Genomic DNA, 22,026 nt, shown 5'->3' on the forward strand with positions numbered 1-22,026 from the left:
TGTTCTCCGTCTGCCCGCAGGTTGCCCCGCGGGCGAGCCTTATCAGATATGACGTAAGGTGCTAAACAGATCTGCCCATTCGCTGTGCTGGCGGTAGAAGACCGGCGGCTTGCCGAGCGGGGCATCTACGGTCACGTCACCGCCCTGGCAGGTTTCCCCGGTCCACGCATTCACCCAGCAGTCCTGCGGCAGATAGAGCGACCAGTCGCGGCGCCCCTCTTCATGAACCGGCGCTACCAGCAGATCGCGGCCAAACAGGTACTGGTATTTCAGCGTGTAGGCGCGCGCGTCGTCTTCATAGTGCAGGAACAGCGGGCGCATCACCGGCAGGCCGCTTTTCGCGTTCTGCGCGACCGCGGCTTTGATGTACGGCTTCAGGGTGGTGAAGACGGTGGTCATGCGCGCGAAGTGCGCGATGGTTTCCGCGTCGCCGTCGAACTGCCAGTTATCGCCTGGACGGTTGCCCTCATGGGTACGCATCATCGGCGTAAAGGCGCTGAAGTCGCACCAGCGCAGCAGCAGCTCCTTGCTGCGCTTCATCTCGAACAGGGTCGTATAGCCGCCGATGTCGCTGTGGTGCAGGCCGTGCCCGGTCATCGCCAGCGACAGCGCCGCAGGGATGACGGACGCCAGACCGTCGTCCAGGCTCCAGTCGACGTTCTGATCCCCCGCCCACATCATCACCGAGTGCTTCTGGCTGCCGGTATAGCCCGCGCGCATGAAGAACAGGATCTCGCCGAGCTTGCCGGTCTCCTGAAGCGCTTCGTAGTTACATTTGGCCCACAGGGCAGGCCAGGCGTTATGCATGATCTCCGCGCTCACGCCGTTATGCAGGAAGGTGTCGGTCGGCAGGTACTCCCCGAAATCGGCCATCCAGCCGCCGCAGCCCAGTTCGATCAGGTTCTTTTTAATGACCTCTTTGTACCAGTCGTAGGCTGCCGGGTTGGTCAGGTCGATAACGCCCGCGTAGAACTCGCCGAACTCGACGTGGTAGTCCTCGCCGTTGGCGTTTTTGGTCAGATAGCCGCGCTTCGACGCCTCTTCGCAGAGATCTTTATCGCTGGCGACGTACGGGTTGATATAGGAGAGGAACTGAACCCCTTCCTCTTTCCACTTCGCAATCCGCGCTTCAAGCTGCGGATAGAGCGCGCTGTTCCACATCCAGTTCCACATCACGCGCTTGCCGAAGGAGGTCATGCGAATGCCGGACCAGTCCTGCGCCCAGATGCCGTTGACCTTCACGCCGCCCTCGCGCATGGCGTCGAGCTTCTGCTGGCACGCCTCGGTGCCGCCCTGAATGCCCAGCGTCACGCCGTCGTAAACCCAGTCCGGCAGCTCCGGCTGACGCCCCAGCAGGCCGGTCAGTTTTTCCAGCAGATCGACGTACGTTTGCGCACATTCGAAGCGTAGCGTGGCATTATCTTCCCAGAACGCCAGCTCGTGGAAATCCGGCGCGCTGAAGTCGAAGTTCATATAACAGCTGTTATCCACGTGGCAGTAGTACTTCTGGGTGCTCACGAAGGTAGGCTGCGGGAAGAAGGTCCAGTAGTAGTCGCCGCCCGCGTTCTCTTTGCAGTCGGCCTGCCAGGTGACGTAGGTTTGCTTATTGCGGCCCACGCCCTGCTCGCTGGTCCACAGCGGGAACGGCTTGCCGCGCAAATCGAAATACGAGAACTGCTCGCCGCAGCCGTAGATATGATCTTCCGGCTGAGCTGCCAGCCGCAGCCAGATGCGGTTATGGCTGGCGGCGTCATTTTTCAGCTTCAGCTCCAGACGGCCATCTGTATCCAGGCCCACCAGCAGCGTCGCGCTTACCGCATCGCCGCGGGTAAAGCGGATCGCCCAGCCCGCGCTTTGCTGCGTGACGGTCGCGTCCGTCAGGGCAATCTTTTCGTTGAGCTTGTCTTTGATGCTGAAGTTGCCGCGAAACATCTCGATATCCGCCTCGCCTGCGCCAATCCACAGGCAAGGGGCATCCGCGGTGTGGGACAAAATCAGACGGTCCTGCCAGCGCAGGGTGAAGCCACTTTCGTTATTTTTCAGGTCAATATTGTGTAGGGTACGCATAAACACTCCGTCTTAATTATTTGGCCTGGCTATCCAGTAATCCGGCGGCGACGGCAGGGGCTAAGCCCGGGGCCAGCGGCAGGCGGGGGATCACCAGGCAGTGCAGCAGGTGGTAAATATCCTGCTTGCCGTCCCAGACTTTGGTGGTCACTTCGTTGTTGGTGTCCAGCTCCTGCCACCACGAACCGTTTTTGTAGTCCATCAGGTATTTGATGCAGTAATCCCACCACTTCTGATACCAGGCTTCGTACTGCGCTTCGCCGGTCACGGTATAGAGGGCATAGGCCGTACCCATCGCCTCGACGATTGGCCAGCGCACGCGTTCGCGCACGATTGGCTTGCCGTCCCAGCCCACGGAGTAGACAAAGCCGTCCGCCCCGTCGGGTGCCCAGGCGTCGCGGATGGTGGCGTGGAACAGTCCTTTCGCATCTTCCAGCAGCCACTCCGGCGGGGTTTCAAAGCGCGCTTCCAGGGCGGCGCGCAGGTGCAGCATCAGGCGGCCCCACTCAATCCAGTGCCCCGGCGTGCCGCCATAGGCGCGGAAGCGGTGGGCGGGGTTATCGATGTTATAGTCGCGGATCGGGTTCCAGTTGTGTCAAAATGCTCGTTAACGCGGTACTCCCCTTTGCGCGCCACGTCGTGAATAATCACCGAGGCGATGCGCAGGGCGCGGTCGAGCCATTTACGGTCGTGGGTCACGTCATAAACGATCAGGAAGGCTTCCACGGCGTGCATGTTGGCGTTACCGCCGCGATAGTCTTCCGTTTTGCTGAAGGCTTCATCCCAGGACTCCAGGCACATCTGCTCCTGTTCGCTCCAGAAGTAGCGCTCAATCACCTCGATGGCATCGTCCAGCAACTTACGTGCCTGCGGGTGACCCGTGGTCACGGCGCTCGCCGCGCCCAGCAGGACGAAGAAGTGCTGATAGCCCTGCTTGGAGGCGTCAATGACGCCTTCATCGTTTACGCAGGCGTACCAGCCGCCGTGCTGCTTGTCGCGCAGCGGACCGTTGAGGGCATTAATGCCGTGCTCAACCAGGGCATACGCGCCGGGGCGTCCCATGTTCGCCGCCACCGCGTAAACGTGCAGCATGCGGGCGGTGATCCACAGATGCGTGCCCATATCGCTACGCACCTGGCCGTTATTGCCCAGCCAGCCAAAGCCGGTCGGTACGGCGGCGTTTTTACCGAAATCGAGAATGCGGTCGGTCTCTTGTTCGAGCCAGCGGTTATGGCTCAGGGTGTTAAACCATTTCATGTTCGGGTCCTTTCTTAACGGCGAGCCATCATTTCGTCGACGATCTCACCCAGACGCTGAAGTTTGGGGACGGAGATATCACGCAGCATCATCTCGGTGTCCGGCAGGCCAATCACAGAGGACCAGACGGCGCGACCGGCTAAAAAGCCCGATGCCCCCGCCTGCATGGCGACGCTGACGGCGCGCGGGAAGAGCTTATCGTCCACGCCGGAGGAGAGGATCACCCACGGCATGGCGATGTTCTCGTTAAGCTTTTGCGAGGCCGCCAGCAGCTCTTGCTGCGTGCCCTTGCCAAACAGCGGCATCTCCACTTTGTAGAGGTCGGCACCGCTGTCGCCCAGCTCTTTGGCCGCGTCGATAATCGCCTGTTCGCGGTTAAACGCGGCACCGCGACGTGGCGGACGCACCACCGGCTCGATAATGCTCAGCAGCCCGTTATCGTGGCACAGCGTATTGAACGCTTTCACCATCTCCAGGCGCTGCTGCGGATCTTCATCGCTGCGCCACAGCACCAGCAGCTTCAGTGCTTTGCCGCCATCGCGTTTAACCGCCTGCGCGTCGACGTTCTTGTCGATCGCCACGCTGTCGACCGGGATACCGTTCCCCGGAATAAACTCGTCGGCGGCCACAATCATCGCGCAGCTGTTGGCCACGGCCTGCTGCTCGACAATCTGGCGATAGCAGAACTGCTGGTCGACGAGAATGGCAGAGGCGTACGGCGACAGAATTTTTGCCGCGTTGACCTTAAAATCGGTCAGGTGCTGGTCGGTTACCGGCACCGGCGCGCCTGCGGCAGCAAACATCAGGCGCATCGCTTCGCGCTGATCCACGGCCAGCATCGCAAAACCGCCGGAAGGTCGGGTGATATCTTTCAGGGTGTACATCGTCATTCCTCAGTCCTTTCGTATCAGTGTGTTTTTTTCAGCCCGGCAGATGCGCGAACCTGTTCAAGAATGGCCGTCCAGTCTTCGCGCCCGCGCCCGGCGGCGCGTGCCTGGTTGTAAACTTCGCGGGAAGCCGCGCCCAGCGGCATCGGAACGTGGAGCTGGTTGGCCACGTCGAGGGCGATCCCCAGATCCTTATGCGCAAGGTCGATCATGAAGGCGGGAGAAAGATCCCCTTTCAGCACCTTGTTCGGCCAGGATGTTGTGAAGTGGCCTTTACCCGCAGGCGTACCGCTCATGACCTTGAGCGCCACGTCAAAGGAGAGGCCAAGCGCTTCGCACAGCACGGCGGCCTCGGCGGAAAGGGCGTTCAGGGCAATGCTCATGTAGTTATTGATAAGCTTCACGCGGATGCCCATGCCTGGCCCGCCGGCGTTAATCAGCTCATTGCCCATCGCCATTAAGACCGGGGTGGCGCGCTCAACCTGCTGCGCCGTGCCGCCTGCCAGCAGGAGCAGCGTGCCGGCGATGGCATGGTCTGAGGTGCGCCCGACGGGCACGTCCATCAGGCTGAAGCCAAGCTCAGCCATGTCGCGTATCAGCGCGTCGGTTTGCAGCGGGTGAATGGTGGACATATCAATGACCAGTGCGTCGCGGGATAACCCTTCGCACACGCCGTGCTCGCCGAACAGGACGCTGCGTACCAGGTCGCCGTTTGGCAGCATGGTGATGACGAATTCCGCGTCCGTTGCTGCCTGCGCGGGCGTTGCCGCCGCCCGAGCGCCGCTCTCTGCCAGCGCCTGAACCGCCTGCGGGTTCACGTCAAAGACGTTAAGCTGGTGACCTTGTTTCAACAGATTCTTCGCCATTGGCGCGCCCATCTGCCCTAAACCGATAAATGCGATTGCTGACATGCCTTTCTCCTGTCACATCGTGTCAATTTTTGCGCGTTTATGTTGTCTGTTTTTGATCGTATTTGTAATTTATAGTCAAAAAATTGACACGGGTCACTTTTTAAACATTTGGTGAAATTAAAATGAAGGCATCAGAAATCGCAGAAGGAATCACCATGACTCGCATCGTTTGTGTCGGCATTACCGTGCTGGATCGCATCTGGTATCTCGATGATTTACCAAAAGAAGGTGGGAAATATGTCGCAAAAGACTATACGGAGGTGGGCGGCGGCCCGGCGGCAACGGCGGCAGTGGCGGCGGCGAAACTGGGCGCGGAAGTGGATTTTATTGGCCGGGTGGGTGATGACGATACCGGCAGACGGCTGCTCGCGGAGCTGGAATCCCTGGGGGTGAAGACCCGCTACACGCGCGTGTTTAAGGGGGCCCGATCGTCACAATCGGCGGTGCTGGTGGACGCAGGCGGAGAGCGCGTGATTGCCAACTACCCCAGCCCCGATCTCCCTGCGGCGGCAGACTGGCTGCAAGAAATCGACTTCTCTCAATGGGATATTGTCTTAGCCGATGTGCGCTGGCATGACGGGGCAAAACAGGCATTTACCCTGGCCCGTCAGCAGGGCGTTCCGACGTTGCTTGATGCGGATGTCACCCCGCAGGACATCGCGGAGCTGATCGCTTTAAGCGATCACGCGGCCTTCTCCGCGCCAGGGCTGCGGCGCCTTACGCAGCGGGACGAAAAAGAAAATGCCCTGAGAAAAGCACAAACGCTCACAAATGGACATGTGTATGTTACGCAGGGGCGAGACGGCTGCTTCTGGCTGGAAAACGGCGCATTGTGTCATCAGCCCGGCTTTGAGGTGAACGTGGTGGATACCACGGGGGCGGGCGACGTGTTCCACGGTGCGCTGGCGGTCAGCCTGGGGCAGAAATGGCCCGCCGCAGACGCCGTGCGTTTTGCCAGCGCCGTCGCAGCGCTGAAATGCACGAAGCCCGGTGGACGCGCGGGTATACCTGACTGTGATCAAACCCGCTCTTTTTTGTCACTTTTTGTATAAAATGCGGGGCGTGATGGTTTTCAGAGGACAGCCCATGAGCCTTACCGAACTGACCGGCAACCCGCGTCACGATCAGCTGCTGACGCTGATTGCCGATCGCGGCTATATGAACATTGATGAACTGGCGCAGCTGCTGGATGTCTCCACGCAAACCGTGCGCCGGGATATCCGTAAGCTCAGCGAGCAGGGGCTGATCACGCGTCATCATGGCGGGGCGGGCAGGGCATCCAGCGTGGTGAACACGGCGTTCGAGCAGCGTGAAGTCTCGCTTACCGAAGAGAAGCGGGCGATTGCCGAAGCCATTGCGGACTATATTCCCGATGGCTCGACTATTTTCATCACCATCGGCACGACCGTAGAGCACGTTGCCCGGGCGCTGCTCAACCATAACCACCTGCGCATTATCACCAACAGCCTGCGGGTGGCGCATATTCTGTATAAGAATCCGCGTTTTGAAGTGATGGTGCCTGGCGGCACGCTGCGCCCGCACAATGGCGGGATTATCGGGCCTGCGGCAACGGCGTTTGTGTCTGGTTTTAGGGCGGATTATCTCGTGACCAGCGTGGGGGCAATTGAGCACGACGGCGCGATGATGGAGTTTGACGTCAATGAAGCCAGCGTGGTGAAAACCATGATCGCCCACGCTCGCCACATTCTGCTCGCGGCCGATCATACGAAATTTACCGCATCCGCGGCGGTAGAGATTGGCAACGTGGCGCAGGCCACGGCACTCTTCACCGATGAGATGCCTGGCTCGGCTCTGCAAACTCACCTGAAATCCAGTAAGGTTGAAATCATCCTGGCCAGTACCAGCGATGATATTGCCTGAAGCAAAAAAAGCCGCTGAGCAAACAGCGGCTTAAATATTGTTATTTAAAGCTGTATTTCACCCCTAACATCCCCTGCGTATCGCTGTAGCCTTTATCGCCTATCTGCTGAGCCACGTTGCCCCATACGCTAAGCTGCGGCGTAATCTGCCCCTCTACGCCGGTCTTGAGTTCACCGATATTGCGCGTACCACGCATGTCATTGCTGACGTCATCCATGCGGATACGCTTGGGCTGGGTGTTGTGGATCCAGTTCGCTTCGATAAACGGCTGGAAGGTCCGTGATTTACCGTCGTCAATCGCGTTATGTCCGCTGATGTAGGCCTTCACGCCGAGACGTGTCATCAGGTTGCCCTGAGTCTCGTCTTTCACCCGCGTGCCGTTGCGCTCGCGATGATCGTCAGCCTGCACGTCCATCCAAACGGCCTGCGCTTTCGGCTGGATCCAGTAGCTGTTGCGGCTGCTTTCGCCCACCTTAACGCTATAGCCCGCTTCGACAGAGGCGGTCACGCCGCTGGAACGATAACTCTCAGTGGCCTGATCCTGTCCCATTACCTTATTGTCGAACCAGTTATACAGCACCCAGCTATCAACGTAGGTGCCACTTTTATCCGCCTCGTTTGCGTACCAGGTACCATACAGACCGACGCTATAGCCATTTACTTCACCGCGTGAGCGGTAGCCGGTCAGGCTGGAAGCGCTCCGGCTCTGGCTGTTGCCGTAGCCCGCCATCAGGCCAAGATGCCAACGGTCCAGGCCATCGGTGCTCCACTGGGCGACATCGCCACCCAGCTGCAGCACGTAGCGATTGGCGGTCGTTTTTAGCTGGCCGCTGCCGTCGTTAAAACGCGTATGACCGCCGACGTTACGCATCCACAGGCTCGTCACTTTCTGCTCGCCCGTAAGCATGTCGGTGTACTGCGTTTCACCCAGACGATCGTGCAGATGGGTCATAAACAGCGTATTGGCCGCATAGCTGTTTGCCAGATAGCTGCCAAATTCCGGTCGATACTGGTGCTCGCCTTTCGGTGGTGCGGCTGGGGGAACCGGCTCTTGCGGCGGGATCACCGGGTCAACGGGCGGATCTACCGGGTCCACTGGGTCAACAGGTGGATCTACGGGGTCGACCGGTGGGTCTACAGGATCAACGGGCTCGACCAGGCTGGTCAAAAACCAGTTTTTACCTTTTTGCACCACGTTATAGTCATAGCCCCCCGCCACGATACGGCTGGCCTTCTCAAACGTCCCCTCAGAGTTGCCGCCAACGCTGACAATTTCAATCCCTTCTACGGTTTGCGCGCCGGCACCGCCAATGTTGTTCACTTCCACCCCGGTATGACCGGAGGTGTTGCCTTCAACGATCAGTTTGTCCGTTTCCGAAGTGTCGTCAAACAGCACGGTATTGAAGACCAGCTTGCCGCCGTTGCCGATAAAATCATCCTTGATGGTCAGCGTTTGCCACGCCGCGTCCTCTGCATGCTGGAAATTAATCGTGCCGCCCGCATTCAGCGTCAGGCTGGTCAGCGTGGAGCTGTCGCGCAGATTCCAGACGGCATCATTCATCGTCAGTGCGATAGTACCGGTACCCGCGGCGTTGCTCTCAATGAAGGACGCTCCGTTCCACAGGGAGTTGTCATCCATAGTCAGCGTAATGGTACTGTTTTGTGCCGGAAGCGCGCTGGTGGCCGCGACGCCGCCTGCGGAAAGGATATCGCCGTTGAGGATGAACTTGCCTCCTGCGGACGCATCAATCACCCCGCCGTTACTGGCGTTCAGGGCATAGCTACCGCTGTCGCGCTGGCCTGCGGTGGTAATGGTTGCACCACCCGCGAGCGCTATCACGCCGCGCGACCAGGCATACATCCCGTGCGGCGCCTGCGCGGAGCTGCTGGTTTTCTCGCTGCTGTTTACCGCAATGGTGACGTTCTCTCCCAGATTCACCGCACCGGTGTAAGCGTAGACGCCATGCGCACTGGCACCGTTGGTCGTGATGGTGGCGCCTTCATCAAGGGTGATGGTTGACGAGCCGGTGGAATAAACCCCGGAGGCACTGGCCGCGTCGGTGGTAATCGTCGCGCTTTTGCCTAGCTCAATTTTTGACGCAGAGCCCGTGTACAGGCCATAGGCCGACGTGCCGTACGTTTCGATGGTCGCCTCATCGCCCAGCCGGACGTAAGAGCCGCTCTGGTTGGTACGAATGCCCTCAGCGTAAGTCCCGCGCGTCACAATATGCGCACGATCGCCGACGATAACGTTATTTTTTGCCTTCGACGCATCATTCAGTGCATAAGCGCTAATCCCGCGCCCGGTGCTGCCCGTGGTTTCGATATAGAGATCGTCACCTACATAAATATTGGCGGAGCCGAGAGAACCCTGACTGAAGGAGCTGTACCCAGCATTGATGCCGTCACCGCTTTGGCCATTAACGTAGATGTGGGTGCGGTCGCCGGTAATGATAAATACCGGGTTGGCCGGCGTGTTCATCCCGTGGGTACGAATACCGTCGACGTCTTTACCATTATTGGCAGCCACTTTTGACTGGGTGCGAATAGTCAGATCGTCACCAAATATCACCCCCGGGCTGCCGGACGTGGAGTTCTGAATAACGGTAACGGAATGCTCAAAGGCTTCCGCCCCAGGCCCTTCGAGGGTGATCCCATCTCCGTAAATCGGGATATTCCCCGGGCTGTACTGGTAGACATAGTTAGGATCGCCGGTATTTTTGCTAAAGTTCGCGTTTGCCGTTGCGGGTATCAGTGCCTGTATTTCTGCAGGCAAATCCGTTACCGCTCCGGAGGCAGGTAAATTAGCAAAATCTATTACCGCTGCATGTGCGGTAAATAGCGCTGACGTTAACGCCAGCGAAATCGCAGCGGCGACTGGTGAGTGTTTCATTAAATATGGCATGACTGCCCCCTTTCTTTCAGGCGTAGAACATCCTCCACACCATTAAATGTGGGTAGGTAAACAGGTTGAAATTACAAAATAGAAACGAGAATTTTATGAATACTGGTGCCTAACTTCCTCTCAAGTCGTATTTTATGAACATAAATTTTTTTAACATCAATGCCGTCTGATTTTATAATCTCCTGGAGGCAAGCACCTGACAAAAATCTGTTCAGTAACGTAAATTCAACAGCGTTCAACATGCTGCCGCGTCTGCTATTTAACCGTCTCCCGGAGAAAAGATGGCTGATTTTTTCCTTTAATATAATGTCGTTATCATTCGAATAAATAATTCCCTTTATTTCACTGCGCTGCATGAAAAAATAATTGGCCAATGCTTCCAGCTTGCGGTCTGTGATAATCACGATGTTCATGTTAGTTCTCACCAGACGTTCAATCCATTGCGGATCGGCAAGTACGCGCAGGTTGCAAAACGAAAAGTCTACAAATATAAAGCCGCGTAATAAGTGATTCTTGTTTCCTTGCAATATTTTATTTTCTACTGCAATCTGCAGGAAATGGTTACCACCAGGCCAAACTGCGAATGAGGCATTTCCACAATATTGTGAACGTACTGCGTTATCTGGAAATAACTGACAGGACAATTCACAGCTCATACAGCGGACAACCTTATGCGACGATGTCATCATCCAGTCCACTCCTGTCTTATTTTCACTGTCAATATTTCACTGCCATCCAAATGTGTCAATCTTGAAACATATCTCGTGCCCCTCTCTTGTTTATGATAAATAGTGATGAAGAATATAAATTCCTGGTGATGTCTATTTTGTCAGGCCGTAGCCATAGCGAAAGGACATACTTTGGCCATCGTATTCCAGGACTATTCTTCAGCCCCTTAAGATTATTCGACAAAAAAAATCCCGGAGGACGATTTACGAAATAGCACTAATAGCTAAAGATTCGTTTCTTAAATCGGCCGTAACGACAGTCTTTTCGCGACTTGGGGCTCAATATAATGAGTGGGCCGGGCGAAGTGTAATGAAATCTCATTATGTCGTTTTAGATGAGAGAAACCTAAGAAAACTGCCTTTTAACTGATTGAAAAACAATGTGTTATTTTTAATCTTAGTTGGGGTGGTATCGCGTCCTGATCCTTCTGTCCTATACTGTTGTTAAATATACGTATATCTTTCTGGTGTATATAGTTAAGGGTTGTTATTGCTGAGGAAAGGAAAATTGTATCTTATTAACAAATTGGTCGAGTATGATCCAGAAAACAAAAACCTGGTAAATCATATTACCGGGCGCTCGATACAATTGCAGCTTCCTGCCAACCTCTGTTTTCTTTATCTCATCACCCATCCCGGAGAAATAATTTCGCAAAACCAGTTAATGGTGGTGGGATGGGGGGAGCGCAATGACGTCACTACGCCGAATACCTTTTACCAGGCTATTTTGACATTACGCAATGCCCTCGCTGAGGTGGGCTTACCGCGCGATACGGTAAAAACGATTTCGCGTCGCGGGCTTATGCTTTCCGAGGCTACCGAGGTTGAATTATTTGTCCCAACCGCTGAGCCAGTCATAGCCAATAAAGACGCGGTCGTTGCCAATGGCGCCGCAAGGCAGAGGCCAGCCTGGCTGATAATAACGACCGCAACGCTTTTGTTGATCGCGCTTATCAACGGGGGAATATTATATAAAAAGCACCAGAACATGCCGTTTAGTCACTACATTCCCCTTTCAACGGGTAGCATGCCCCATGCCTGCCAACTTTTTTATGCACCTAACGAACATATTCAGGATCATTACGTGCGCCTGCTAAACAATAATCCCGGTCTGTGTGCCGAAAAACGATACGTTTTTCTCGTCGGCTATAGTAAAACGGAGCGAATCGCGGCGTTTGTCTGTAATAACGATGCGCGAAGGGACGCGACGGCGTTATGTACCACCCATTATTTTTGGGCGCACGAAAAATGATGACTCTCCGGAACCGTATCATTTTGCTGGCGGCATTTCTGGCGGCCGCTATCACCAGTGGCTGGTTAGCTTATTCGCATTTATCGAGTGCGCCGATACGCTGTACGGGAGATGTGGAATGGACGATTGGTAAAAACCGATTTGTGGGTACGGTTTCCTGGCGGATGCAGCATCGGGAGGGGTCTACGGTTATTAACGGTAAATTATTTGGTCAGACGGTTACTGAAGTTAATCGTACCATCTATTTTCACTACAGTGACCATGAGAACGCGCGCGTGTTAAATAACAATCGTATTGTTAAAACCTTTGCCGATAATGCGGATGAGGCTGATATCAACGCAACGCTACCGGGTTTTTACCGCACGCCGGGTAGGGAGCTGAGCCTGATGATCGATGAGTATCGGGGGGCCTGGATTTTTGCCGCGTCAAACGTCCCTTCGCTTTACTGTCGTAAAAACGCGCCGTAAAAATCGATCGCACACCTTAGACCGCATCCATAGTCAAATCTCTTTATTCCCGCTACAGTTACCTCTCCACGGCGAGCAGGAGATAAACATGCTTTATATCTTTGATTTAGGAAACGTCATCGTCGATATCGATTTTAATCGCGTGTTGGGTGCATGGAGCGATTTTAGCCGCGTGCCGCTGGCGACCTTAAAGCAGAATTTCGCGATGGGCGAGACCTTCCACCAGCATGAGCGCGGTGAAATCAGCGATGAAGCATTCGCTGAACGTTTCTGCCAGGAGATGGGGCTTTCGTTAAGCTATGAACAGTTTTCCCACGGCTGGCAGGCGGTATTTGTGGCGGTTCGCCCTGAGGTGATCGACATCATGCACAAACTGCGCGAGCAGGGACATCGGGTCGTTGTGCTGTCAAATACCAACCGTCTGCACACCACGTTCTGGCCTGAAGAATACCCTGAAGTTAAGGCGGCGGTGGATAAGATCTACCTCTCGCAGGAGATGGGGATGCGTAAGCCTGAAGCGCGAATCTATCAGGCTGTTCTGCAGGCAGAGGGATTCACCGCGGCCGATGCGGTCTTTTTCGACGACAACGCCGATAATATAGAGGGAGCTAACCAGTTGGGTATTACGTCAATTCTGGTGACCGGAAAAGAGACGATACCAGACTACTTTGCGAAGCAGCTATGCTAAAAACCGTTCATCAAAAAGCCACGCACCATACTCGCCCGCTGCGGGCCTGGCTGAAACTGCTCTGGCACCGGATTGATGAGGACAATATGACCACGCTGGCGGGTAACCTCGCCTACGTGTCGTTGCTCTCATTAGTGCCTCTGGTGGCAGTCATCTTTGCCCTGTTTTCCGCCTTTCCGATGTTTGCGGACGTCAGCCTGCAGCTTCGTCATTTTGTCTTCGCGAATTTCATTCCGGCAACCGGGGATGTCATCCAGAACTACATTGAGCAGTTTGTTGCTAACTCCAGCAAGATGACGGCAGTGGGGGCATGCGGTCTTATTGTCACCGCGCTGCTGTTGATGTACGCCATCGATAACGCGCTGAACACGATCTGGCGGAGTAAAAAAGCGCGGCCAAAGGTTTATTCCTTTGCCGTGTACTGGATGATCCTCACGCTGGGGCCGCTGCTGGCCGGGGCGAGCCTCGCGATCAGTTCGTATCTGCTCTCCCTGCGCTGGGCGAGCGATTTAAACGGCGTGATTGATAATGTGCTTCGCATCTTTCCGTTGATCCTGTCGTGGCTCTCGTTCTGGCTGCTCTATAGCGTGGTGCCGACCACGCGCGTGCCTAACCGCGATGCGGTCGTGGGGGCGCTGGTGGCGGCGTTGCTCTTTGAGCTCGGTAAGAAAGGGTTTGCCCTTTACATCACCATGTTTCCGTCCTATCAGCTGATTTACGGCGTGCTGGCGGTGATCCCCATTTTGTTTGTCTGGGTCTACTGGACCTGGTGTATCGTCTTGCTTGGTGCTGAAATAACTGTCACTCTCGGTGTATACCGCGAACTTAAAAAAGCAGCAGAAGCTGAAAAACAACAAGAAGCAGACCAACCATGATTGCATTGATACAGCGCGTAACCCGTGCCAGCGTCACCGTGGAGGGAGAGGTGACGGGTGAAATTGGCCCAGGACTTTTGGTGTTGTTAGGTGTCGAAAAGGATGATGACGAACAAAAAGCCAACCGCTTGTGTGAGCGCGTGCTGGGCTACCGTATTTTCAGCGATGCGGAAGGCAAGATGAACCTGAACGTCCAGCAGGCGGGCGGCAGCGTGCTGGTGGTTTCCCAGTTTACGCTGGCAGCGGATACCGAGCGCGGCATGCGCCCGAGTTTCTCGAAAGGCGCCGCGCCGGATCGTGCAGAAGCACTTTACGAGTACTTTGTTGAGCGTTGTCGCCAGCAGGAAATGAATACGCAAACCGGACGATTCGCTGCAGATATGCAGGTATCGCTGGTGAACGATGGCCCCGTCACATTCTGGCTCCAGGTATGAGCATACTTACGGCGTGGCCGCGGGTAACAAGAGAGAGTACAGCTATGTATCACCTTCGAGTACCGCAAACGGAAGAAGAGTTAGAAGCCTATTACCAGTTCCGCTGGGAAATGCTACGCAAGCCATTACATCAGCCAAAAGGCTCTGAGCGAGACGCCTGGGACGCGATGGCCCACCATCAGATGGTGATGGACGAAGAGGGCAACCTTGTGGCCGTCGGGCGTTTGTATATCAACGCCGATAACGAAGCGTCTATTCGCTTTATGGCGGTTCATCCCTCCGTGCAGGACAAAGGTCTGGGGACGCTAATGGCGATGACCCTGGAATCCGTCGCCCGTCAGGAAGGCGTTAAGCGCGTCACCTGTAGCGCCCGCGAAGATGCCGTGGAATTCTTCGCTAAACTCGGTTTTGTGAATCAGGGTGAAATCACAACCCCGCAAACCACGCCGATTCGTCATTTTTTGATGATCAAACCCATCGCCACGCTGGACGATATTCTGCATCGCGCCGACTGGTGCGGACAGCTGCAGCAGGCCTGGTATCAGCACATTCCGCTCAGCGAAAAAATGGGCGTACGCATTCAGCAGTACACCGGACAAAAATTTATTACCACCATGCCGGAAACCGGCAACCAGAATCCGCACCACACCCTGTTTGCCGGAAGTCTTTTCTCACTGGCCACGCTCACCGGCTGGGGGCTTATCTGGCTGATGCTGCGCGAGCGCCATCTGGGCGGGACCATCATTCTGGCCGATGCCCACATTCGCTATAGCGCGCCGATAAGCGGCAAGCCGACCGCCGTGGCCGATCTGGGATCACTGGGTGGCGATCTTGACCGTCTGGCACGCGGTCGCAAGGCGCGCGTACAAATGCAGGTCGAACTGTTTGGCGATAAAACGCCGGGCGCGGTGTTTGAAGGCACCTACATTGTTCTTCCGGCGAAGCCTTTTGGCGCGTATGAAGAGGGCGGGAACGAGGAGGAGTAATCTCCTGTTTACGCTCCCCGGGCGTGCTGAATCCGCCCGGCGATATCCTGCATAACATCTCGCGCTGATTGGCTAATTCCACCAAGCTGGAAGAAGCCATGTATTACTCCCAGCCATCGCTGAGCGGTACAAGTCACTCCTTGCTCCGTGAGGCGTTGAAACAGCGCCTCACCTTCATCGCATAACGGATCGTACTCAGCGGTAACGATATGGACAGCTGGCAGGCCGCTGAAGTCTTCTCGCCACAGCGGGCTAACTTCAGGATGCTTACGGTCGGCTCCAGCCAGATATATTTCATAGCCGCTCAGCAGGGTATCGCGAGTAATTACGTAATCCATGCCGTTGAGGGTATAGCTTTCAAAACTGGCCGTGGCGTCGAGCATGGGGTAGATAAGAATAAGCTGTACAGGCTGCCAGAGCCCTTTAGCCTTAAGCCGCAGCGCCGTTACCAGCGCAAGATGTCCCCCCGCGCTGTCTCCGCAAAAGGTGATCCGGTTTTTATCCACGCCCAGTTTATCCGCATATTGCCAGACCAGATCTGCACCTTTTTCCGCATCGTCATGTGCGGCGGGGAAGGTATGCTCCGGCGCCAGCCTGTATTGAATCGCAACCACCCGGCAATTGCCGTAGCAGGCTAACTGACGGAGCTGGTTGTCATGGGTATCAAAGCCGCCGCTGATAAAGCATCCGCCGTGGTAGTAGATGGCAGCAGGCAATAGTTCAGGCGCATTGAGAGGCGAAAATACCCGAAAGGTCAAATCCTCTAGAACAAGCGTTTCAACCTGGACACGAGTTTCTTTTTCCCCAGCCAGCGCTGTGCTGGCGACATATCCGCTTCTCCGGTCATCAATACTCTGCTTTCGCGAGGAAGGTCGTCCTGCGGCAATAAACTCCTGTACCAGCTTATCAATACCCTTCTCCAGAGCCATGGTTACGTCCTTTTACTGTTTTTTTATACAGTTTATAGCCTGGTTTACAGCAGATGAAAACAGAGAAATGTTGAGAGGTGCATATTGTGGAAAGCGGCTCGCAAAATCGATCATTCCCTAAAAAACGTCCTTTCACTCTAAATTGATAAAGAGTATTTTGCCTGAAAATTAACCAAAGATGATATACTAAGGTGATATATGAGCGTTTTGGCGGAACTTGATATGGGCAGAATACTTATCGATTTGTCTGATGACGTGATTCAACGTTTGGATAACCTCAAGCAATTGCGAAATCAACCACGTGCTGAACTGCTTCGCGAAGCGATAGAGCTGTATCTCGACCAGCAGAGTTCTTCTGTTATCCGAAATGCGCTTGGTCTGTGGGGAGACAGAAAAGAGGACGGGCTTGAGTATGAACGCAAGCTGCGTGAGGAGTGGTAATCATGGAGCACATGGCAGTGTTTGATACCAATATTCTCATTGATCTCTTCAACAACCGTGTTGAAGCTGCGGATGCGATTGAGAATACCGCGTCGCATCGTGCCATCAGCTTAATTACCTGGATGGAAGTGATGGTGGGCGCTCGCAGGCATGGTCATGAAGCGAAAACGGCAGCCGTGATGGGCGCTTTTGAAATTATTGATGTGTCTCGGGATATCGCGGAAAGAAGCGTTTTACTACGTGAGAAGCATGGAATGAAACTGCCTGATGCTATCATCCTAGCTACAGCGCAGAGCAGAAAATGTCCGTTGGTTTCTCGCAACACGAAAGATTTTGCGGGTATTGACGAGGTCCTTACGCCTTACCAGGTGTAGGCCGGGCAAGCACGCGCCGCCCGGCACTGTCACAGGGAATTACTCCCCTTCGCCCGGGAACAGGAACGGGTTGATCGAGCTGCGGGCAAAGCCCTCCTGCTCCATCTTCGCGTCCAGAATCAGCGAGGCGAGATCGTCGGCCACCGCTTCGACTTTCGGGTCCTTTTCCTGATAGAGAATCTTCAGGTAGGTGCCGCAGTCGCCGCAGCTTTCGGCTTTCACCGCCGCGTCTTCGTTTTCCAGCGACCAGTAGTTCAGATCGCGGGTCTGCTCGCAGTTGCTGCACTTGATGCGCACCACGTGCCACTCGGTTTCACACAGGTTGCAGTGCAGGTAGCGCAGCCCCTGAGTGGTGCCGATTTGCACCATGCTGGAGACCGGCATAGAGCCGCATACCGGGCAGAACTGGCGCGCCTCGCCGTATTCGGCGCGAGCTTTGCCCGGGATCAGGCTTGCCATTTGTGCCCAGTAGAGCGACAGGGCTGCCCAGATAAACGGCGCCTTATCGCTGCTGACCAGCGAGAAGTCGGACGCAAACAGCGCGCTCGCCATCTCTTCCAGCTCCAGGTCAGAGGCTTTTTCCAGATTCTCAATGACCGCCAGCGCGGTTCCGCTCATTTCCGGCTTCAGCTCGGCAATCAGCGAATGCAGCAGCTTTTGCCAGTGCTTGTCGCGCGGCAGGACGTGAATGTCCAGCGGCGGCTTACCCTGCGCGTTGGCTTCTTTGATCCGCGCGGTCAGGTCCATTTGCAGCGGGTGGTCGTACAGCACCACTTCCTGCGCGTGGGCGACCAGCGCGGCAAAGCGCAGAAAATCACCCAGCGGGTTGTTCTCTGCCAGCTCGCGCAGACGCTCTGCGCGGCGGTTGTAGAGGTTCTTGAGTCTGGGGAATAACAACGGCGGAATATAATCCGCCGTGCGTTTCTCGCTCGACCCCAGCTCATCTTGCGGGATTATGTGAATACTCATTCAGATGACTTTTCCTGTTTCTGGCGGACTTCACGGTACCAGCGCGGGTGATGTTTCTTCGCCCACGTGCTGGTGACCCATCCCTCCACCATCGCGGTAATGGTGCCTTTCACCCAGAGGGCGGCGTAGATATGCACCATGATAACCACAATTAACGCCACTGCGGCAAATGAATGCAGCATCAGCGCGAATCGGATCACCGGGATTGAGAAAGCAGGCGCAAAGTACGGACGCCAGATGATCACGCCGCTGACCAGCAACAGGACCAGGAAGATAATCGCCGCCCAGAATACGCATTTCTGGCCGAAGTTATAACGCCCGGTGTCACCCACTTCCTCGTTGACGACGATCTTACGAATATTCTTCGCCCAAAAGATATCATCCCGATTGATTAGGTTATGGTGCCAGTAGCGGAAAAACATGATGATGAACGACGCGAACATGATGACGCCCACAAACGGGTGCAGGATGCGCGCCAGCTGTGGTGTCCCCATGATCTGCATCAGCCAGTTGAAGGACGGGAAGAAGAACCCCAGCCCGCTTATCGACGCCAGCATGAAGCAGAAGGCGGTGACCCAGTGGTTGATGCGTTCCGGTGCGGTGTAGCGCACGATGGTGTCACGTTTTCTCATTTGCGCACCTCGTCTTTCTCTTCATGCAGGTTGTCGTCTTCCTCTTCCGCGCGATTCGGACCGACGCCGACGTAGTGGAAGATGCTCGCTGCGAAGGTGGCAGCAAAGCCCACCGCTGCCAGCGGTTTCCAGATGCCTTTCCAGAACTTCACGGTGGCGCTGATTTCCGGGTTCTCCGGCAGGCCGTGATACAGGTTCGGCTTGTCGGCGTGGTGCAGCACGTACATCACGTGCGTACCGCCAACACCGGCCGGATCGTACAGGCCCGCATTGTCGTAACCACGGGTTTTCAGCTCGCCCACGCGCTCTGCCGCCAGCGTTTTCATATCCTCTTTAGAACCAAAGTGGATGGCGCCGGTTGGGCAGGTCTTCACGCAGGCAGGCTCCTGGCCGACGGTAACGCGGTCTACGCACAGCGTACATTTGTAGACGCGGTTGTCTTCCGGGTTCAGGCGCGGTACGTCGAACGGACAGCCCGCGATGCAGTAGCCGCAGCCAATGCACTGCTCGGACTGGAAGTCGACGATGCCGTTGGCATACTGAATGATAGCCCCTTCTGACGGACATGCCTTCAGGCAGCCCGGATCCGCGCAGTGCATACAGCCGTCTTTGCGGATAAGCCATTCCAGCTTGTCGTTCTGCTCCACTTCCGAGAAACGCATCACCGTCCAGGACTTGGCGGTCAGGTCCGCCGGGTTGTCGTACACCCCGACGTTGTGGCCCACTTCGTCACGCAGATCGTTCCACTCAGAGCAGGCCACCTGACAGGCTTTACAGCCGATACAGGTGGTCACGTCGATCAGCTTCGCCACTTCCTGCTGGTGGTCCCGCGCCTGAGGCGCGGGCGTGAAACCGTTAGTCGCGGAACGACGGATAATGTCTTGAGATTGATAAGCCATAAATCGTCTCCGTTACACCTTTTCCACGTTCACGAGGAAGGCCTTAAACTCCGGCGTCTGCGTGTTCGCATCACCGACGAATGGCGTCAGGGTGTTCGCAATGAACCCTTTCTTCGCCACGCCCTCATAGCCCCAGTGAATTGGGATGCCGATGGTATCCACCTGCTGACCGTGAACGTTCAGCGTGCGAATACGCTTGGTCACCACCGCCTTGGCCTTGATGTAGCCGCGGTTAGAGGAGACCTTCACGGTATCGCCATGGGCAATGCCGAGCTTGTTCGCCAGCTTCTCGCCGATCTCCACAAACTGTTCCGGCTGCGCGATGGCGTTAAGCAGCGCGTGCTTGGTCCAGTAGTGGAAGTGCTCGGTCAGACGGTAAGTGGTGCCCACGTACGGGAACTTGTCCTTTTTACCCAGCGCTTCAAAATCGCTCTTGAAGATACGGGCTGCCGGGTTAGAAACCACGTTCGGGTGCAGCGGGTTGGTGCCCAGCGGCGTCTCAAACGGCTCATAGTGTTCCGGGAACGGACCTTCCGCCATCTTATCGATAGCGAACAGACGCCCCATCCCTTCAGGCTGCATGATAAACGGTCCGACATCGCTGCCTGGTGCGGCAGTGCTGTAGTCCGGAATATCCACGCCGCCCCATTTCGCACCGTCCCACTTCAGCAGCTGACGCTTCGGATCCCACGGGTTGCCCTGCGGGTCAGCGGACGCGCGGTTATAGAGGATACGGCGGTTGAGCGGCCACGCCCATGCCCAGCCCAGCGTATTGCCCAGACCCGACGGGTCGGCGTTATCGCGGTTGGCCATCTGGTTGCCTTTCGGCGTCCAGCTACCGGCAAAGATCCAGCAGCCGCTGGAGGTGGTGCCGTCGTCACGCAGGTGCGCGAAGGTACTGAGCTGATCGCCTTTCTTCGCCAGCACGGTGCCGGTGGCCGGGTCGATAACGTCCGCCAGCGCCTTACCGTTGCTCTCCATCGCCACTTCTTCCGGCGCTGGGTTTTCCGGCGTCGAGTAGTTCCAGGTCATGTTCAGCACAGGCTCAGGGTTCGCGCCGCCTTCAGCCGCATACATCTTACGCAGGCGTAAGAAGATACCGGCCAGGATCTCGCCGTCGTTCATGGCGATGCCCGGGGCGTCCGCGCCTTTCCAGTGCCACTGCAGCCAGCGCCCGGAGTTGACGATAGAGCCGTTCTCTTCCGCAAAGCAGGTCGATGGCAGACGGAACACTTCGGTCTGAATCTTCGACGGATCGACGTCGTTCGATTCACCGTGGTTCTGCCAGAAGGTTGAGGTTTCGGTATTGAGCGGGTCAATCGTCACCAGGAACTTCAGTTTCGACAGCGACTCAACAACCTTGTTCTTGTTCGGGAACGAGGCAACCGGGTTAAAGCCCTGGCACAGATAGCCGTTCACTTTGCCCTGGTGCATCATCTCGAAATACTGCAGAACGTCGTAACCTTTGTCCCACTTCGGCAGCCAGTCAAAGCCCCAGCTGTTTTCCGCCGTCGCTTTGTCACCGAAGAACGCTTTCATCATCGAGACGAAGAACTTCGGATAGTTGCCCCAGTAGTTCACCTGACCTTCAAGCAGCGGTTTAGGCGTGCTGGCCGTCAGGTAGGTTTGCAGGTCGGTCTGTTTCTCGCTTGGCAGGTTCATGTAGCCCGGCAGGCTCTGAGACAGCAGGCCGAGGTCGGTCAGACCCTGAATGTTAGAGTGACCACGCAGGGCGTTCACGCCGCCGCCTGCCATCCCCATGTTGCCGAGCAGCAGCTGCACCATCGCCATGGTGCGGATGTTCTGCGCGCCGATGGAGTGCTGCGTCCAGCCGAGGGCGTACAGGAACGACGCGGTTTTGTCTTTCGCGCTGGTTTCGGCGATCAGCTCGCACACCTTCAGGAAGTCCGCCTTCGGCGTACCGCAGATGTTTTCGACAACCTCCGGCGTGTAGCGGGAGACGTGCTCTTTCAGCAGGTTCCATACGCAGCGCGGGTGTTGCAGGGTGGTGTCACGCTTCGCAAAACCTTTCTCATCCAGCTCGTAGTTCCAGCTGGTTTTGTCGTACTTGCGTTTTTCGGCGTCGTAACCGCTAAACAGACCATCTTCGAAGTGGTAATCCTCACGCACGATCAGGCTGGCGTTGGTATAGGCTTCGGTGTATTCGCGGTTGTATTTTTCGTTGGTCATCAGGTACAGCAGTACGCCTGACAGGAAAGTAATGTCAGTACCTGAACGAATAGGGGTGTAGAAATCCGCCACTGACGCAGTACGCGTGAAGCGGGGATCGATCACAATCAGTTTCGCACCGTTGTGGATTTTGGCTTCCATCGCCCAGCGGAACCCGACCGGGTGCGCTTCAGCGGCGTTACCGCCCATCACCACAATGAGGTTGGCGTTCTTGATGTCGACCCAGTGGTTGGTCATCGCACCGCGACCAAATG

The 22,026-nt window shown here is 56.0% G+C and carries 20 protein-coding genes and 1 pseudogene; 10 read left to right on the top strand and 11 right to left on the bottom strand.

Annotated features, from left to right (window positions below; all coding sequences use genetic code 11):
* Nucleotides 1-42: 42 nt before the first annotated feature.
* From HMPREF3143_RS04485 to yihU, 4 genes and pseudogenes are all read right to left on the bottom strand, one after another.
* Nucleotides 43-2,067, bottom strand: coding sequence for an alpha-glucosidase (locus tag HMPREF3143_RS04485; RefSeq protein ID WP_070531930.1), 2,025 nt, complete (start codon nt 2,065-2,067; stop codon nt 43-45).
* 16 nt (nt 2,068-2,083) lie between these two features.
* Nucleotides 2,084-3,324, bottom strand: a pseudogene (yihS, locus tag HMPREF3143_RS04490) (sulfoquinovose isomerase).
* Nucleotides 3,325-3,338: 14 nt separating this feature from the next.
* Entirely contained in the window at nt 3,339-4,214 is an 876-nt protein-coding gene (gene yihT, locus HMPREF3143_RS04495) for a sulfofructosephosphate aldolase (protein WP_025912312.1), read from the bottom strand.
* Nucleotides 4,215-4,231: 17 nt separating this feature from the next.
* On the bottom strand, nt 4,232-5,122 hold the full coding sequence (gene yihU / locus HMPREF3143_RS04500; protein ID WP_032675666.1) for a sulfolactaldehyde 3-reductase: 891 nt from the start codon (nt 5,120-5,122) through the stop codon (nt 4,232-4,234).
* A gap of 155 nt (nt 5,123-5,277) precedes the next feature.
* Between yihU and HMPREF3143_RS04505 the strand changes: the two genes are divergently transcribed.
* Nucleotides 5,278-6,174: a sugar kinase gene (locus HMPREF3143_RS04505; protein ID WP_070531933.1), complete on the top strand. Its 897-nt coding sequence runs from the start codon at nt 5,278-5,280 to the stop codon at nt 6,172-6,174.
* A gap of 34 nt (nt 6,175-6,208) precedes the next feature.
* Nucleotides 6,209-7,003, top strand: a complete 795-nt coding sequence (locus HMPREF3143_RS04510; protein ID WP_021242785.1) for a DeoR/GlpR family DNA-binding transcription regulator — start codon at nt 6,209-6,211, stop codon at nt 7,001-7,003.
* Nucleotides 7,004-7,043: 40 nt separating this feature from the next.
* Here the strand turns inward: HMPREF3143_RS04510 and HMPREF3143_RS04515 are convergent, their stop codons facing one another.
* Both HMPREF3143_RS04515 and HMPREF3143_RS04520 read right to left on the bottom strand, forming a co-directional pair.
* Nucleotides 7,044-9,908: an autotransporter outer membrane beta-barrel domain-containing protein gene (locus HMPREF3143_RS04515; RefSeq protein ID WP_070531935.1), complete on the bottom strand. Its 2,865-nt coding sequence runs from the start codon at nt 9,906-9,908 to the stop codon at nt 7,044-7,046.
* A gap of 71 nt (nt 9,909-9,979) precedes the next feature.
* Nucleotides 9,980-10,597 carry a hypothetical protein gene (locus HMPREF3143_RS04520; protein ID WP_023326338.1) on the bottom strand — a complete coding sequence of 206 codons (618 nt, stop codon included), beginning with the start codon at nt 10,595-10,597 and terminating at the stop codon, nt 9,980-9,982.
* Between the two features lie 547 nt (nt 10,598-11,144).
* Here HMPREF3143_RS04520 and HMPREF3143_RS04525 point away from each other — a divergent pair.
* From HMPREF3143_RS04525 to fabY, 6 genes are all read left to right on the top strand, one after another.
* Complete coding sequence (locus HMPREF3143_RS04525) at nt 11,145-11,888, top strand: winged helix-turn-helix domain-containing protein (RefSeq protein ID WP_070531938.1); 744 nt, start codon at nt 11,145-11,147, stop codon at nt 11,886-11,888.
* Nucleotides 11,852-12,355: a hypothetical protein gene (locus HMPREF3143_RS04530; RefSeq protein WP_252909073.1), complete on the top strand. Its 504-nt coding sequence runs from the start codon at nt 11,852-11,854 to the stop codon at nt 12,353-12,355. The genes HMPREF3143_RS04525 and HMPREF3143_RS04530 overlap by 37 nt, the downstream gene beginning before the upstream one ends.
* Nucleotides 12,356-12,443: 88 nt before the next feature.
* Entirely contained in the window at nt 12,444-13,043 is a 600-nt protein-coding gene (gene yihX, locus HMPREF3143_RS04535) for a glucose-1-phosphatase (protein ID WP_070531944.1), read from the top strand.
* Nucleotides 13,037-13,918 (top strand): virulence factor BrkB family protein, encoded by an 882-nt coding sequence (locus tag HMPREF3143_RS04540; protein WP_021242790.1) that lies wholly within the window; start codon nt 13,037-13,039, stop codon nt 13,916-13,918. Before yihX ends, HMPREF3143_RS04540 begins: the two co-directional genes overlap by 7 nt.
* Entirely contained in the window at nt 13,915-14,352 is a 438-nt protein-coding gene (gene dtd, locus HMPREF3143_RS04545; protein ID WP_008501836.1) for a D-aminoacyl-tRNA deacylase, read from the top strand. The genes HMPREF3143_RS04540 and dtd overlap by 4 nt, the downstream gene beginning before the upstream one ends.
* A gap of 44 nt (nt 14,353-14,396) precedes the next feature.
* On the top strand, nt 14,397-15,338 hold the full coding sequence (gene fabY, locus HMPREF3143_RS04550; RefSeq protein ID WP_023326334.1) for a fatty acid biosynthesis protein FabY: 942 nt from the start codon (nt 14,397-14,399) through the stop codon (nt 15,336-15,338).
* Nucleotides 15,339-15,346: 8 nt separating this feature from the next.
* Here the strand turns inward: fabY and HMPREF3143_RS04555 are convergent, their stop codons facing one another.
* On the bottom strand, nt 15,347-16,267 hold the full coding sequence (locus HMPREF3143_RS04555) for an alpha/beta hydrolase (protein WP_070531947.1): 921 nt from the start codon (nt 16,265-16,267) through the stop codon (nt 15,347-15,349).
* A gap of 198 nt (nt 16,268-16,465) precedes the next feature.
* On the opposite strand from HMPREF3143_RS04555, the gene HMPREF3143_RS04560 reads away from it, so the two are divergent.
* Nucleotides 16,466-16,708, top strand: a complete 243-nt coding sequence (locus tag HMPREF3143_RS04560; RefSeq protein ID WP_015569912.1) for a ribbon-helix-helix domain-containing protein — start codon at nt 16,466-16,468, stop codon at nt 16,706-16,708.
* Nucleotides 16,709-16,710: 2 nt separating this feature from the next.
* A complete protein-coding gene (locus HMPREF3143_RS04565; protein ID WP_084832108.1) occupies nt 16,711-17,082 on the top strand; it encodes a type II toxin-antitoxin system VapC family toxin in 372 nt (123 codons plus the stop codon).
* Nucleotides 17,083-17,121: 39 nt separating this feature from the next.
* Here HMPREF3143_RS04565 and fdhE read toward each other — a convergent pair whose 3' ends face one another.
* The 4 genes from fdhE to fdnG form a co-directional block, all read right to left on the bottom strand.
* Nucleotides 17,122-18,051, bottom strand: a complete 930-nt coding sequence (gene fdhE / locus HMPREF3143_RS04570) for a formate dehydrogenase accessory protein FdhE (protein ID WP_070531950.1) — start codon at nt 18,049-18,051, stop codon at nt 17,122-17,124.
* Nucleotides 18,048-18,683, bottom strand: coding sequence for a formate dehydrogenase cytochrome b556 subunit (fdoI, locus tag HMPREF3143_RS04575; RefSeq protein WP_070531952.1), 636 nt, complete (start codon nt 18,681-18,683; stop codon nt 18,048-18,050). Before fdoI ends, fdhE begins: the two co-directional genes overlap by 4 nt.
* Nucleotides 18,680-19,582 carry a formate dehydrogenase subunit beta gene (gene fdxH, locus HMPREF3143_RS04580; protein ID WP_008501831.1) on the bottom strand — a complete coding sequence of 301 codons (903 nt, stop codon included), beginning with the start codon at nt 19,580-19,582 and terminating at the stop codon, nt 18,680-18,682. Before fdxH ends, fdoI begins: the two co-directional genes overlap by 4 nt.
* 12 nt (nt 19,583-19,594) lie before the next feature.
* On the bottom strand, nt 19,595-22,026 hold a 2,432-nt coding region (fdnG, locus tag HMPREF3143_RS04585; RefSeq protein WP_254668417.1), incomplete at its 5' end, for a formate dehydrogenase-N subunit alpha.

Origin of the sequence: Enterobacter sp. HMSC16D10, assembly GCF_001807145.1 — a bacterium.
Classification (GTDB): Bacteria; Pseudomonadota; Gammaproteobacteria; order Enterobacterales; family Enterobacteriaceae; genus Enterobacter; species Enterobacter roggenkampii.

Excerpts from the sequence above, each read along its gene's own strand:
- HMPREF3143_RS04485 (WP_070531930.1), bottom strand. The coding sequence starts at position 2,067 with ATGCGTACCCTACACAATATTGACCTGAAAAATAACGAAAGTGGCTTC.
- yihT (WP_025912312.1), bottom strand. The coding sequence starts at position 4,214 with ATGACGATGTACACCCTGAAAGATATCACCCGACCTTCCGGCGGTTTT.
- yihU (WP_032675666.1), bottom strand. The coding sequence starts at position 5,122 with ATGTCAGCAATCGCATTTATCGGTTTAGGGCAGATGGGCGCGCCAATG.
- HMPREF3143_RS04505 (WP_070531933.1), top strand. The coding sequence starts at position 5,278 with ATGACTCGCATCGTTTGTGTCGGCATTACCGTGCTGGATCGCATCTGG.
- HMPREF3143_RS04510 (WP_021242785.1), top strand. The coding sequence starts at position 6,209 with ATGAGCCTTACCGAACTGACCGGCAACCCGCGTCACGATCAGCTGCTG.
- HMPREF3143_RS04515 (WP_070531935.1), bottom strand. The coding sequence starts at position 9,908 with ATGCCATATTTAATGAAACACTCACCAGTCGCCGCTGCGATTTCGCTG.
- HMPREF3143_RS04520 (WP_023326338.1), bottom strand. The coding sequence starts at position 10,597 with ATGATGACATCGTCGCATAAGGTTGTCCGCTGTATGAGCTGTGAATTG.
- HMPREF3143_RS04530 (WP_252909073.1), top strand. The coding sequence starts at position 11,852 with ATGTACCACCCATTATTTTTGGGCGCACGAAAAATGATGACTCTCCGG.
- yihX (WP_070531944.1), top strand. The coding sequence starts at position 12,444 with ATGCTTTATATCTTTGATTTAGGAAACGTCATCGTCGATATCGATTTT.
- HMPREF3143_RS04540 (WP_021242790.1), top strand. The coding sequence starts at position 13,037 with ATGCTAAAAACCGTTCATCAAAAAGCCACGCACCATACTCGCCCGCTG.
- dtd (WP_008501836.1), top strand. The coding sequence starts at position 13,915 with ATGATTGCATTGATACAGCGCGTAACCCGTGCCAGCGTCACCGTGGAG.
- fabY (WP_023326334.1), top strand. The coding sequence starts at position 14,397 with ATGTATCACCTTCGAGTACCGCAAACGGAAGAAGAGTTAGAAGCCTAT.
- HMPREF3143_RS04555 (WP_070531947.1), bottom strand. The coding sequence starts at position 16,267 with ATGGCTCTGGAGAAGGGTATTGATAAGCTGGTACAGGAGTTTATTGCC.
- HMPREF3143_RS04560 (WP_015569912.1), top strand. The coding sequence starts at position 16,466 with ATGAGCGTTTTGGCGGAACTTGATATGGGCAGAATACTTATCGATTTG.
- HMPREF3143_RS04565 (WP_084832108.1), top strand. The coding sequence starts at position 16,711 with ATGGAGCACATGGCAGTGTTTGATACCAATATTCTCATTGATCTCTTC.
- fdhE (WP_070531950.1), bottom strand. The coding sequence starts at position 18,051 with ATGAGTATTCACATAATCCCGCAAGATGAGCTGGGGTCGAGCGAGAAA.
- fdoI (WP_070531952.1), bottom strand. The coding sequence starts at position 18,683 with ATGAGAAAACGTGACACCATCGTGCGCTACACCGCACCGGAACGCATC.
- fdxH (WP_008501831.1), bottom strand. The coding sequence starts at position 19,582 with ATGGCTTATCAATCTCAAGACATTATCCGTCGTTCCGCGACTAACGGT.